A 12198-nucleotide genomic window follows, 5' to 3' on the forward strand; every position below is an offset into this window, starting at 1 on the left:
TCAAGCCAGGCTGCCGGACTGGCGACGGTTACACGTCCCATACGCTGAAATCTCCCGGGCGCTGCGGCTTAGGCTGATTTCGCAAAAGCCGCTGCTCATGCAAGCTGACGACGCCGGACGGCAGCACCGAATTCGCGCCGTGCGCGACAACGTTGGCCAGGCCGATGTACCCGAGCCGCCGGTATTGTTCAGCATCATGCGGATGCGAGTAAGCGTTTTTGACCACGGCAAGCTTATCGGTTCCGCCGATCGTCGCCTGTTTCGTGAGCTTGTAGTGAGCAGCGAAGCCGCCCAGGATCATCTTGCAGCGCGGATCGACGAGGTAACCCGGCACCCGGCCATCAATCATGGTGGTGAGACCCATTCGCACCGCATCCTGTCGTACCCCGGGCTCGTTAGATGGGGCGGGCAAAATGGGAAAGCGCAGCGTTTTCTGGACCGTCATGGCGAAATTCATTTCGTCGGTCTCCTTGTCGCCGCCGTAGAAAATCGCCGGGTCGCCATAAATGCCGATGATCGGCAGGCCCGAAAACTGGCTCATCAGCAATTCCAGCAGCATCAACGAAAACCGCGTCGGCCCCGTGCCGGGTTCCGTGACGAGCTCGGCCAGCAAGCGTTCCTGCCCGTTCGCCTGCGGCTGGCCGATGGTCGCCGATGGAGAGCCGCCGCCATCGATGCCGATCGTGATGCCACGACCTGGCGTCGGCGCAAGCGGCTGATCCGCCTTGTGGATTTTTTCGTTGTACTCAGGATAGACCGGCTTTCCGTCCTGGGCGTAACCGGGGAGCCCATGCACCATGCGCCGAGACAGGTTCTCCGACATGGCGCGCAGATCCATTTCGTAAGCCGAGCGCGGGCGGCCGACACGGTTTTCCGCCCCATCGTCGAGACCACCAGGCTGACGGAAAAAATTATAGGCCGGGTTCTTCTTGTCGGGATCCTCCCACCCGACCTCTTTGAGCAGCGGATGATCGACGTCGGGCGGGTTCATATCGCCCCAAAACATGCGCGGCAGGGTGATTTCGGTGTCGTCGACCGTCATCCCCATCCGCCTCATCGCCTCGCGGCCGTCGCGCGAAACTCGATCGAGCTCGGAAGGCGCGATGTCTTTCACTGGCGGATATCGGCCGGTACGCATGAACAGAGCGCCCGGGACTTCCGGGCTCATCATGTCGACTTCGTTCCCCCAGGCCATCGAGACCTCATAGCCTTTGACGAACTGCATCACGTTGCTGTCAGCGATCGCGCCCGTCTCGAGCGTGAATTCAACGATCACCTTATCCGGACCGCGCCAAGCTTCCCAGACCAGATGGTGGCGGACCGGGCGATCCTGCCCGCCCTCATACCCCTTGTCCGGCCGCTGCCAAGGGTGACCGACCGGAAACATTTCGTGCCAACTCGCCAACGCCGTTCGGGCGAAATCGCGATACGTGTCACGAACGCAGATCAGCTTCACGCGCACGCGCCCGTCCCTGCACACGGGCATGTACGAGGCCGCGAGCAGCGGCCCTTTGATGCAACTGGCGACGGTCTTTCCGGAGCCGGCCGGCCCCATGATGATATCGATCGGCCCCCGCGAGTGAATGAAAGCCGCGCCCACCGGACCCGGCGGCACATACCGCGCAACATCGATATTTCCCATGACCCAGAAACCCTTTCGAAACCCATAGCCCGCGCGCCCGCGCCCGCTCTCGTTCCGGAAAGATTAATTTCGCCGCGACGCCGTTCAGTCGGGCAATGGCCAAAAGGGCAGTGTGTGTGAGGCGACACACCCATAGGGGGTACTTCACTTTCAATTTTCAAACCGAAGTCGCGGGCGTATGCCCGCGTCCGCATGAGCCACCCCCACCACGGGCGGGAGGCCAGCCGGTTTTCCGCGCACGCGAGGCCGGAAACCAAACCTGCCTACTGATTTACGATCAGTTGCGGCATCAATGATTTCAGATGGTTATCTATAGATATGTCGCAAGCCCTCGAAGTCGCACGAACGGACATTGATTTCATTGATCTTTTTCGCTCGGTGCGTCTACCCGCGTCAGGTCCAGCGCCGCGCCTTCGGCTGGCCGTTCGGTCGGCATTTCGCCGATGAACATGACGCCGAGTTTGGTTTCCTTGACATGGACTTCCTGCGGTCGCTTGGCATGGAAGAACGGCATGAGCTCGGCGTTGGCATCCTCGATCATGTCGTATGCCTTGCTCATCATCTTGAACACCTGGTCGCGGTCGAGCACGCCAGTCCGCACCGCCGCTTCCATCGCCTGTTCTGGCGTAGCACCTTCGAAGGTCGGGAGACAGGCCAGCTCGGCGGCAAGCGCCACCGGATTGGAGTTGGCCAGGTCAGCGAGGTTCAAGGCCGGATCGCGATAGCCCATGGATAGCAGGTAGTTCGCCAGATCGGTGGAACGGCGGTTCTGGGAGCCTTTCGGCCTCCCCCTCGCCCGCTTGGCGGCATCCATGATTGACGCGACGTGTTTGACCGGACCGGCGAATAGGCAGTTCTCGCCGTCAGGATCGGCAAGCAAGAGGGATTGCTGCGCGGGTTCCTCGCGCTCGCCCGCGATGGACTGGGCGAGGCCGGCCATGACAGTTTCCGTCATCGCCGCCATCGATCCGACTTTCGCGGCGCGCTCCGGCGAAATTTCCGGCGGCGTGTGTGCCACTTGAAGCCCCTGATTTTGCTCGGTTTCGTCGCTCACCAGCTATTTCCCTATTTGTTTATTCCGGTTACCGGATGCGGCTTTCGCCAACCGGTGGTAACCGATTTTCCAACCGCATTTCCGCAAGAAAAACAGGAACATATACCTACCGGTTACCCGGTTACCATCAAATCACCATCTACGCGTATACACGCGCGCGCGTAAAAGGGTGCAATATATGGGTAACTCGCCAACCGACATTACAAGCCTCTGATTTTGTTGATTTATCGCGGTTACTCTGCCGCCAACCTAATGGTAACTGCTGGTAACCACCCGCACCCGGCAGGGCAGACAAGCCCCGCAACGTTCACGCTATGACGCATTCCCCCGTGTTAAGTGCCAGCGCCGGGATTTTCCCCGGCATATCGTGGTGAGCGGCCACAAGGCTGGAGCGAAGCGGAGGCATAGGCCGTGAACAGGCTGCAACGGCAGGCGCTGGCACCGTCCGCGCCTCACTTGCTCCAACCTCTCGTAGCGATTGGCCACGGCATTCCTTTTCTCGTGTCGCCTCTCTCCAATCGCAGTTCAATGCGGCGGCGCGGACACCGCTTTTAAAGTCACGGGGCGGGGGTGAAAGAGTTAAATGCGAGGGGCAAAGGGCGCGGGAAAATGACGCAATAAGGACAGGGTGTGGGTTAACGAATGTGAATTGATGTTCTCATTCTGTTCTGGTAATTCAGTCGCCCATGGTTGAGACGATCGGAGAAGCATTCAACGCGGATTGGCAGCTGTTCGCACGCTGTGTGGACGGTCGTGTGGATCTCGGCCACGCGGCGCTGAAATGCGAATGGCGCTATGATCTGGACATGATGACGCTGGTTGCGACACGCGGCCGGGATTTCCCGCTGGCAAGCATCGCCGGCAGGCTGCGCTGTCCTCGATGCGGCAACCGGCGCATCAGCGTGACATTCGTTCTCCCAGGCGACAGGAAGGCCGAGCGGCCGCAACGGCCGATATCACGCTGGTAGAAATAGAAAGGCCCGCCGGATCGCTCCAGCGGGCCACATGGCAGGGATGTGCCGAGCGCTAATGCAGCCCCAGCAATCGCATGTTTCTGTCGCGCTGCAGGCGGCCCTCTGCCGCCTCCTCTTTCCATCGCAGCTCGGCCACGATGCGCGGCATGGCGGCATTGAGGCGGGCAAGGGCGCGGGCGTAGGACCATCCACGCGACACGGCGCAGCCGCCCTCGTCCAGCCGGCCGTCATCGCACCCAAAACCGCCCTCCATGTGAGCGGCGTGATACAGCGGGCAGAAACGGATATCAGCGTGAGGGCAGCGCTTCTTCATCCCGAGCTATCCATCCAGGCATCATAGCCGGCCAGATCGACGAGCGTGACGGTTTTGGCCAGGCGGTTGATCTTCACAGTCTTGTCGGCCTTTGAGAGCTCGCGCGGCACGATCGTTTGAGGAGCCTGTTTAAGCGCCAGCGTCCAGCCGCCATGATTGAATTCGCTATCTGCGAAAACACGGTTCAGGTTGTCGTCAGCGTGCGGGATCGCCAACGCATACCCCCTGCAGGGCTTACCCTTCTCGCGCAGGCCGAGACCGATCAGCGCCAGGCGGGCGCGGGCATCCTCGATGAGCATGTCGGAACGCTGGTCATTTTCCAGCGCCTCAATGATGCCGCCCACCGTCTGCCGCTCGCCGGCCTTGTAGGCGTCCACTTTCGCGCCCATGATCTTTTCAATGACTTCCTGCCATTTAGGCATCTGTTCGGCTCTGTCGGCCGACGTTGCGGCCTCGAGCGTTTCCACCAGCATATCGATATCGAGGCGAACACCATCGGCCGTTGGATCCTGATGCATGCCGGCATCGACAAGCCCCTGCTCTCCCACCAGGAGCTCGGCACAGGCCAACACCGTGCCGTAGGTATCGATCGCGCGCGGATCCAGTGCAAGGCGGCGATCGGAAAGTATCTGCCGCCACTTCGGCAGGATATGCAAATGGAAATCGTGATATCCGTCCATGATCTGTCGGAGGATCATACGGCCCCACTCTTCCTTGATCAGCGGCTGCTTGGCGTTGGCGTCTTTATCGAGCGCATTGAGGTTCAGAATGATCATGCGGGTGCGGTCCTGGACGCCAAGGTGTGGATGCAGGATCGCCGAGAAAATGAAGCTCGAGCGCAATTCGAATTCTGTGCCGTCGCCGTTCGCACCGCCGCGATAGCCCTTGGCACCGGAATAGGACTGGCGGGCAAGCTCGATGATGGCCTGCTCTTTCTGGCCCTGCGCCTTGCGTTCGAATTCATCGACTGCAACCGGCCGGCTGTCCTGCCGGATGTTCTGATAGATACCGGCGGCCGTTGTGTTGGCGGTCGAATAAAGCGCGGATCCGAAAAGCGCCCGCAGGATCCCGTGCAGGGTCGATTTACCCGTGCGGCACCACCCATTGTGAACAGGATCGGGCGCACGTCGAGTGCGCCGGAGAGAAACGCCGAGCCGACCCAGCCCAGGAAGAAAATCGGATCGATATAAGGCCGCTCCCATTTCCAGCTCTGCAGATCCTGCAGGATGATATGCGCCGGGCTGTCATTGACGCCGATATGCGTCTGCCAAGGGTGCAGGGTGTCGTTGTCCTGGGCGTAGAAATAGCCGTCATAGTCGCCGGGCTTGGCCGCCTGCAGCTGCCAGTCGATCGCGCGCTGATCCCTGTCGGCTTTCACGTCGACGGAAAACAGGTGCTTGCCGCTATGCCAGATGAATTTGTCCTGCGCCTTCCAGCCGCCACGGCCGCGCACATTGTTCTGGGGATCGAACAGGCCCTTCCGGCCGGCCTCGCCTATGATCGCTGTCCAGGCCTGGTCGCGTTGCACGCGCTCGACCTTCGGCGGAACATAACCTTCGCTGCCGGGTTCGCCCTTGGCTTTCGACCAAGCCGGCCATGCCCAGAACACATAGTTCACGAACGGGGAGAAAATCCGCAACAGCGTGGGCAGATCGTGGCGGGTAATCTCCTCGAGCTCGCCGATCGCGTTGATGACATAGATCGTCTCACCCTTCTTGCCCAGAACAGTAATCGGGCAATCGGGCGGCATGTTGTGGTGCGGCGCACCTTCCCACTGGCCGGCCTTGATGCCGTTGCGCAGTAGGTTGGCGTCCGGATCGAAAAGCTCTTTCTTCTCGTCCAGCACCTGCTGCGCGTCCAGGAACTGCGCGCGAATGCCTTGGATACCACCCTGAATTTTCGGTTTTCTTGCCATAACTGCCCGCATGAATGAGAGGAAGCCGCCGCACCGGGTCGCAGGCGCGGCGGGTAGTGTTTAGGCCGCGCTGACGATCATCCAGTCTTCGGCAAGCATATCGGTTTGGGACGCCAGCCACGGCACGAAAGAACCCGTTGTGGTGAACATGTCGATATGAGGGAGGTAGTCAAAAACAGTACCGACAGGCACGCCTGCCTTGGCCAGCGGCCGGCCCTCGTCGACGGTCAGCCCGGTGGACCCCGGCACTAGGACGAGGAACATGTTTTTGCCATTCCAGCCGGCGCGCGCGACACGATGGCCAGATTTCAGCGCTTCGACCGCATGGCCGAAGTTCATGCAGGTCACCGGCTTGTATGCGCTCTCAAACACGTCCTTCGGCGACCATGAGATATAACCGTCGCTGTATTTCACAGCGTAGCCGCTCTGACCGTCCTTTTCCTGCGGCCAGGCTTGCACTCGTTTCGTCCCATAATAATCCTGCGTCACTGCATTTCTCCTTGTGGTGGCCCGGCACCATTACCGGGCCTGTTGATAGGCAGGCTCAGTGGGTGGCCATCGGATCGTCGACGGTCTCCATCGTGGTGTCCTCGATCGGCACGGGTCTGGGCGTCGGCTTCTCGGCCGCCAGATCCTCGAGGCGCTTCTTTTCAACCGCGGCGTAATCGTCGAGATCAAGCAGAACGGCAATGAAAGTTTTCAGGCCGATATGCTCCGCCGGCGTCAGCTCGGCCGACTGGCGATGCTTGGTGATGACGAGCTGCTGCGCGAGGATTTCCGGAGTGGCGCGCCGGCCGATCTTGCGGATGAAATCCTGCAGATCTTTTGCTGCCTCATAAGAGAACGCCGAGCCCTCAAGCGGAGCGCCGCCAGTAAGGATCGCGCCGATGACCTCGATGTTGGCGTGCACGCTGCGGAAGGCATCATCTGCAACATGCATGATGATGTCGTCGGGATTGCATTTCCGCCAGAATTCCGGGTCAAGCTGACTTGCCGGAAAATTCTCCGGCGTATAGGCCCCAGCGAAAATAGCCGCATCATGGATGGCGTCCGTCAACGCATCACTATGGAGAGGTGACGCGCTGGCCAGTTCACTTTTTTCGTCGTCGTATCGGAACGTGAGAACCGGCCCGCTAGAAGGCTCTCCGGTATCGAGATCGACGACAGGAGTTCCGTCCAGGCACTCGGCGTGGCAGGTTCCCATTTCAATATCGATCGCGCACATATCATCCGGCTTGAAGAGAACATCGCAAACCGGGCAGCTATCAGCTTCCGGAGGCGCTTCGCTGCTGGCCGGGCTGCCCTCCGGATCCAGCGCCGGCGCAGCGGCCGCCTTTTCCCGCGCATGCTCGAGGGCGGCATAAAGATCGTGAATGATCTCGACCGGATCATTCGCCGGTGCCCAGTCCTTGAAAGGTCCGTCGTGTTCCCGGATTACCTCAATGGCCTTCAGGAAACTTTCGCCGACGCGGGCATGGCAATAAGCTGAGGCAACCGCTTCGACGCTGGTGAACCCAAAACGATTGAGCGCGGCTTTCAGATCATCCGAGATACCGGCGACGTTGCCCGAGCTTAACGAGCCGCTCTTCTCATCATGGCGTAGGTAAAGGCGTCCATTGCGTCGCTGCAGACGCGACTGTGCTCCTTCGCCGCCTTCATCATCTTCTCTTCCATCGTTTCCGGAGGCAGGATTTCCCCCTCCAACACTTCCGGCCTGGTCGTTGGCTTCTCCGGAAACGGGGACGTCCTGCCCGCCATCCGCTGCACCATCAGCGCTTGCGTCGCCGTCATTTTCGATTGGTCCGGAACCGGATCCATCGCCGATATCGCCCGAAACGATTTCGCCGCTGGTATCGGCTGTTTTGGCGTCAGCGCCTGGTGTTGCGCCTTCGCCGGCTTCCAGCCCCGATAGCTCTTGCCGCCCGCCATCGCTCAGCCCCTTGCCTTCTGCAGCGCCGTCGACGCCATTAGTTCCATCCACGAGCGGCGCGGTGTCCAAGACCGCGCTGTCAGCTGATAGAGCTGCGCCTGCAGCATCGATCTCAGGCGCATTTCCGCTTGCTGCCGACGAAGTTTTGTTTCGTGTCCTGCTTCCATTGGTCTGCCCTTTACGTTTCGACATGCTCTTTCTCCTTGTGGTTACTCCATGCCCAGCGCGGCCATGTAGGTCTGCAAAATCGTCTCCTCCTCAATCCGCTGATTGGGATCCTTGGCGCGAAGACGGACGATGGTTTTGATTGCTTTTTTGTTGTAGCCGCGCCCGTGGGCCTCGTTGAGAACATCAGCCTTGTCGGCATTGATGGCCTTGCCCTCCTCCTCGAGGCGCTCGAAGCGCTCGACGAACTGGCGCAGCTCGGCGGCCGCAACGGTCTCAGAAGCTTCAATGTTGTGACCGATCTCGCTCACGAACTTGCCTCCGCACGATCGAGGCGCTCGATTTCGGCGATGAGGAGCGCGGCCGCGCGAACGAGATCTGCACGCCGGTCTTTCGGCTTCCACCAGGTGCGGGACCACGGCCACATGCTCGGGACGTGATTGCGCTCCTCCTCAAGTATGCGAACATCATGGGTCATCGCAGCACGCTGGGCGTAGGCAACGGCCGCTTTGCTCAACTCGAAATTCGTGTGACCGTCATCATGCACGTTGCCCCAGCCTTCCGCCTCGATCTGCCGGCGACGTTCCGCCGTCACATCGAGGGCGGCTTTCGAGAACCAGCTATGTTCTGCGGCCGCTGCGGGAGCGGGATCTGTGTCGCCGACCGGCGCATCAAGATACGGTTTTGCCAAAGCTAGCCCTGTCTCAACGTCGCCTTCGTCGACGCCATCACCGCCCTGCTCAAGAACTTCGTTAGCGGCATGATCGAGCATGCGATGAACAGGCGTCGTGCCATCCTCGCTTTCGCGCTGCAGCTGCCACACCATTTCGCGGGAAAAATCCCGAAGATCTGTAATGTGAAACTCTTGCGGCCATTCCGGCGCGTTCTGGACGGCCCAGGCCATCAGCGCGACGCCGATCGATATGGACAGAACGCCGTTCTCCGCCTTCACGGCCAACAACTGCCCGGCACCATTGCCGAATTTTTCATTCGTCATCATCTTCCCCTTTCATCAGGTCGTTGAAATCTTTGCCCAGGTGGCTGGTCATCTCGGTCAGCGGCTTGTCCGCGCGAAAGCTCCTCCATCACCCGTTCGAATTGCTTGACGGCGGTTTTCTTTTTCCCAGTCATTGTCGCGGGCAACGATGATGGAGCTGACGCATGGCAACCACACTGGGGCTGACGCCATGGCGCCGAGCGACCCGGCCGCCCACACGCGGGCTTCGGGAATGGCAAGCGCAAGAGAAAGCCCGTCTTCGACGCCTTCGCAGAGGATCAGCGGAAAAGGCCGCGTGGCAGTTTCCGGCGGCTCGCCTTCCGGCCCGTGACTGATGCGGATCATCGCGCCGCGCGCCTCGCCGAACATAATTTTTGCGGTTTCATCGCCGGTCACCGGCAGCTTTTGCGGCCCGAGCGGCGAAAGGAATGTCATGTGCACGGCCGAGATCTGGCCGGTAGGCATCCGCATGGCCGAAAGCACGGCCGGAAACTTCGGGCCGTCCTGCACCTTGATGCGCCGGCCGTTTTCATGGCGGAACTGTGCCCGCTTCCAATATTCCTGGGCGGCCGAGAAACGGAATGTCTGCATGTCGCGGTTCGGAATGTCGTCGATCGGGCAGCCGCGTGCGGCGAAGTATGCCCGGGCATGGGCTTCGGCCGTCGATCGCGCGCCATCCTGGTAACCGCTGTTCCAGACCTGCTCGGCCTTACCCATGCGCTTGAGCCGGTCGGCTTCCGCCCGGGCCTCTGCCTTGCGGCGCTCGTCATCGGCCCGGCGCTTCATGTCCTGGCGCTGCTCGGCCGTCATCGAGCGCAGCCCGAGAAAATCACGCGACCAGTCCATGGCCGCGCGGAAATCTCCGCCAGTCAGATACTGCACCAAGCCGAGAACATCGCCCTTTTCGCCGGTGCGCCAATCCTTCAAGCGCCGGGATCTCGATCGAGCGCGATCTTGAGCTCCGGCGTCTGGTGGAAATCATTGGTGATGGGATTGAGAAACCCAAAGCCGCCCTTCCCTCTTGCCGGTGGGCAGCAGGCGCTGGCATAGGCTTTCGATGCGGTCTTTCAGCGCCTGTTTGATTTCGGAGGTATCGGAACGGTTCATGCTGCGACCTCATTGAGAATGTCGCCGCCCCATTGATCTGCCATCGCATCCGCAATCCCAGGAAAAAGCGCGAACGCTCATGACCGCTCTTTCCCTGATGGAAATAATATCGGTATGGCTGACCCGCCCGGGATCCGGAGCGGCGAATGCAATATTCAGGCTCGGGAAGCTGAACTACCTTGGTTGGAGAAAGAGCCGGAAGCCCTTTCAGCCAAAGGCAAACTTTCTTCTGAAGCGGTTCGCCGAACTGCCAGGGCGCTATGATCTGGGCGGGCGGCAGGTAACCGACAATTCGCCTCTTGGCGTGGCGGTGCATGACGGGGTTTTCAATGGCAATTCGGGCGATAGGTGCGTTCCAAAAGTCCGAAAACAATGTCGCAGCTTCGTCGAGCTCGCCCCACATTTGCTCGATCGTCTTGCCCTTTGGCGGAGTGGTTAGCCAGGTGATACCGGCATTACAAAGACGGGTGCATGGCGGATGAGCGACGATGAGCAAATCCCAATCGTCATTGAGATAATCGCGAGCATCGCCGATGATATGCCGGTTGCTTCGATCATCTGCGGGCAGGAGATCACAGGACCACGCATCGTGCCCGCGCGCCGCAAAGCGCGCCGCACCGTTCCCGAATATTCGCAAGCGACAAGAACGCGCATCGGTCTGATTGGTGCAATCGTCACGCCAGCTCCTCCTCTTTCGGGAGGTCCACCAGCAGATTGCGGAACACATCGAGACGGCTTTCATCCAGCGGCCGGAAGCGGGTCGATGCGAATGCCGGTTCGCGCAGCGAGCCGTCAATGTATGGAACTGTCGGATTGACGATCTCACGCAAAAGCAATGGGAGTGCCGTTCCGCTGCCGTCAGCCAAATTTTCCGGCGGATGAACAGAGCGGAGTGTATATACAACACCCTTTTTCGGAGTTGTGATGCCGTGGCGGACTGCCAGTTCAATCTGTTGCGGCGTATCGTAAGGGGAGACACACACCACGCGCATGCCCGGCGAATTCCCAGCTCATGGCGAAATCTCCCCCATCTGGATGGATTTGTAAGTCAGCCAGTCGGTGCGGCCGCGCGCGGAATTGCAGCCCTTGCAGGCCACGGCGAGGTTGTCGCGGTTGCCGCCGCCACCATCGGCACGGCGCTGCAGATGCTCCAGCGTCACGCGCCGGTTCGGCACCTGATTTTTCGGAATGTTGAGCCGTTTCGCCTCCGCCGCGCTGGGCGTATCGAGGCCGGCCATGGGCTTTTCGCAGTAGCAGCAAAGGCCGCCCTGCCGTTCCCAAAGCAAATTCCGGATACGATCTTTCCGCGCGTTCCCGTTCATGACTGAAACGCCTCCTCGACATAGGCCAGCGCCGCCTCGATCTCCGGCCGCTCGCGTTCGTCGCCGAGCTCTTTCAGCAAAGCGAAACGGTGGCCTTGCTCACGCCAAGGGCGCGGGCCATGTCCGCCTGCGGGATATCGAGGTACGTTACGGTGATGTAGATCGCGAGCCGGCGCAGCCTGGTTGCCCGCATCCATTGTTCGTCGGCCGTCGCGCGCCTGGAAGGATCGGCGGCGAGGATGAAACCCGGCTGCACATTGGCCTTGTGCGCCACCAGCGCCACAGCTAGGCGATAAGACCGGATGGCAGAGGAACGCTCCGGAAACCGCAGTTCCAGATCCCTGCCCTTCGCCTCGAGATCCCGCTGGCGTTTCAGCTGCGCGATCGCCAGGCGCACGCGGTTGACGGTGCGCGGCGTGAGCGGCCGGATCCCGGTCCGGATAGCGTATAGATACCGCGATGCGACGCCGGCGGCGCGCAACACCTCGCACTCGGCGAGCCCTGCGGATTTGATCGCCAGATCTATTTCGGCGACAGAATTCATTATCAGCCCCTGCAAGCAAAGGCCGGACGCAATACAAACCGGCGTGGACATTTCAGACGAGCGCCACCAGTTCGGGCGGCTTGCTGGTCGCGGTTTTTCTGGGCCTCGCGGTGTTCCGCGAGACCGGACAAGGTCAATTCGCCGCCCTTCGAAGGCGCGATGTAGATGGAAACGAAGCCGTCACGGCGCATGTAGAAGCAGAATTGCGCCCCCGGCCATTCGCGCCGCTTCGCCT

The 12198-nt window shown here is 60.7% G+C and carries 16 protein-coding genes and 1 pseudogene; 1 reads left to right on the top strand and 16 read right to left on the bottom strand.

Features of this window, described 5'->3' with window-relative positions; all coding sequences use genetic code 11:
* Nucleotides 1-28: 28 nt before the first annotated feature.
* Both O3W47_RS24885 and O3W47_RS24890 read right to left on the bottom strand, forming a co-directional pair.
* Nucleotides 29-1642, bottom strand: a complete 1614-nt coding sequence (locus tag O3W47_RS24885; RefSeq protein ID WP_269313750.1) for a hypothetical protein — start codon at nt 1640-1642, stop codon at nt 29-31.
* A gap of 358 nt (nt 1643-2000) precedes the next feature.
* The gene (locus O3W47_RS24890; RefSeq protein WP_269313751.1) at nt 2001-2696 is read right to left on the bottom strand and encodes a hypothetical protein; all 696 of its coding nucleotides are present in this window, start codon (nt 2694-2696) and stop codon (nt 2001-2003) included.
* Nucleotides 2697-3382: 686 nt separating this feature from the next.
* Here O3W47_RS24890 and O3W47_RS24895 point away from each other — a divergent pair.
* On the top strand, nt 3383-3664 hold the full coding sequence (locus tag O3W47_RS24895) for a hypothetical protein (protein WP_269314814.1): 282 nt from the start codon (nt 3383-3385) through the stop codon (nt 3662-3664).
* A gap of 58 nt (nt 3665-3722) precedes the next feature.
* On the opposite strand, the gene O3W47_RS24900 is transcribed toward O3W47_RS24895, so the two are convergent.
* The 14 genes and pseudogenes from O3W47_RS24900 to O3W47_RS24965 form a co-directional block, all read right to left on the bottom strand.
* Nucleotides 3723-3983, bottom strand: a complete 261-nt coding sequence (locus O3W47_RS24900; protein ID WP_269313753.1) for a hypothetical protein — start codon at nt 3981-3983, stop codon at nt 3723-3725.
* Nucleotides 3980-4759, bottom strand: coding sequence for a hypothetical protein (locus O3W47_RS24905; protein WP_269314815.1), 780 nt, complete (start codon nt 4757-4759; stop codon nt 3980-3982). Before O3W47_RS24905 ends, O3W47_RS24900 begins: the two co-directional genes overlap by 4 nt.
* Complete coding sequence (locus O3W47_RS24910) at nt 4756-5898, bottom strand: hypothetical protein (protein ID WP_269314816.1); 1143 nt, start codon at nt 5896-5898, stop codon at nt 4756-4758. The genes O3W47_RS24905 and O3W47_RS24910 overlap by 4 nt, the downstream gene beginning before the upstream one ends.
* A gap of 60 nt (nt 5899-5958) precedes the next feature.
* Nucleotides 5959-6387 (bottom strand): DUF2829 domain-containing protein, encoded by a 429-nt coding sequence (locus O3W47_RS24915; protein WP_269313755.1) that lies wholly within the window; start codon nt 6385-6387, stop codon nt 5959-5961.
* A 55-nt stretch (nt 6388-6442) separates the two neighbouring features.
* Nucleotides 6443-8020: a hypothetical protein gene (locus O3W47_RS24920; protein ID WP_269314817.1), complete on the bottom strand. Its 1578-nt coding sequence runs from the start codon at nt 8018-8020 to the stop codon at nt 6443-6445.
* A 17-nt stretch (nt 8021-8037) separates the two neighbouring features.
* Nucleotides 8038-8295, bottom strand: a complete 258-nt coding sequence (locus tag O3W47_RS24925) for a DUF2312 domain-containing protein (protein WP_269314824.1) — start codon at nt 8293-8295, stop codon at nt 8038-8040.
* 5 nt (nt 8296-8300) lie between these two features.
* Entirely contained in the window at nt 8301-8990 is a 690-nt protein-coding gene (locus O3W47_RS24930; protein ID WP_269313757.1) for a hypothetical protein, read from the bottom strand.
* Nucleotides 8991-9047: 57 nt separating this feature from the next.
* Nucleotides 9048-9917 carry a DUF7146 domain-containing protein gene (locus O3W47_RS24935; protein WP_269314818.1) on the bottom strand — a complete coding sequence of 290 codons (870 nt, stop codon included), beginning with the start codon at nt 9915-9917 and terminating at the stop codon, nt 9048-9050.
* 51 nt (nt 9918-9968) lie between these two features.
* A complete protein-coding gene (locus O3W47_RS24940) occupies nt 9969-10097 on the bottom strand; it encodes a hypothetical protein (RefSeq protein ID WP_269314819.1) in 129 nt (42 codons plus the stop codon).
* Nucleotides 10094-10751: pseudogene (locus O3W47_RS25410) on the bottom strand (hypothetical protein). Before O3W47_RS25410 ends, O3W47_RS24940 begins: the two are co-directional and overlap by 4 nt.
* A 20-nt stretch (nt 10752-10771) precedes the next feature.
* Complete coding sequence (locus O3W47_RS24950) at nt 10772-10963, bottom strand: hypothetical protein (RefSeq protein WP_269314820.1); 192 nt, start codon at nt 10961-10963, stop codon at nt 10772-10774.
* A gap of 144 nt (nt 10964-11107) precedes the next feature.
* Nucleotides 11108-11335, bottom strand: coding sequence for an HNH endonuclease (locus tag O3W47_RS24955; RefSeq protein ID WP_269313760.1), 228 nt, complete (start codon nt 11333-11335; stop codon nt 11108-11110).
* A gap of 157 nt (nt 11336-11492) precedes the next feature.
* A complete protein-coding gene (locus O3W47_RS24960; protein ID WP_269314821.1) occupies nt 11493-11963 on the bottom strand; it encodes a hypothetical protein in 471 nt (156 codons plus the stop codon).
* A 2-nt stretch (nt 11964-11965) separates the two neighbouring features.
* The coding region (locus O3W47_RS24965; RefSeq protein ID WP_269314822.1) for a hypothetical protein at nt 11966-12198 on the bottom strand (233 nt) is incomplete at its 5' end.

This window comes from Agrobacterium sp. LMR679, assembly GCF_027157905.1.
GTDB classification, from domain to species: domain Bacteria; phylum Pseudomonadota; class Alphaproteobacteria; order Rhizobiales; family Rhizobiaceae; genus Agrobacterium; species Agrobacterium leguminum.

What these genes read in the sequence shown, in the direction of transcription:
- O3W47_RS24940 (WP_269314819.1), bottom strand. Translation starts at nt 10,097, where the DNA reads ATGAACCGTTCCGATACCTCCGAAATCAAACAGGCGCTGAAAGACCGC.
- O3W47_RS24885 (WP_269313750.1), bottom strand. Translation starts at nt 1,642, where the DNA reads ATGGGAAATATCGATGTTGCGCGGTATGTGCCGCCGGGTCCGGTGGGC.
- O3W47_RS24920 (WP_269314817.1), bottom strand. Translation starts at nt 8,020, where the DNA reads ATGTCGAAACGTAAAGGGCAGACCAATGGAAGCAGGACACGAAACAAA.
- O3W47_RS24960 (WP_269314821.1), bottom strand. Translation starts at nt 11,963, where the DNA reads ATGAATTCTGTCGCCGAAATAGATCTGGCGATCAAATCCGCAGGGCTC.
- O3W47_RS24905 (WP_269314815.1), bottom strand. Translation starts at nt 4,759, where the DNA reads ATGATCATTCTGAACCTCAATGCGCTCGATAAAGACGCCAACGCCAAG.
- O3W47_RS24895 (WP_269314814.1), top strand. Translation starts at nt 3,383, where the DNA reads ATGGTTGAGACGATCGGAGAAGCATTCAACGCGGATTGGCAGCTGTTC.
- O3W47_RS24955 (WP_269313760.1), bottom strand. Translation starts at nt 11,335, where the DNA reads ATGGCCGGCCTCGATACGCCCAGCGCGGCGGAGGCGAAACGGCTCAAC.
- O3W47_RS24910 (WP_269314816.1), bottom strand. Translation starts at nt 5,898, where the DNA reads ATGGCAAGAAAACCGAAAATTCAGGGTGGTATCCAAGGCATTCGCGCG.
- O3W47_RS24930 (WP_269313757.1), bottom strand. Translation starts at nt 8,990, where the DNA reads ATGACGAATGAAAAATTCGGCAATGGTGCCGGGCAGTTGTTGGCCGTG.
- O3W47_RS24900 (WP_269313753.1), bottom strand. Translation starts at nt 3,983, where the DNA reads ATGAAGAAGCGCTGCCCTCACGCTGATATCCGTTTCTGCCCGCTGTAT.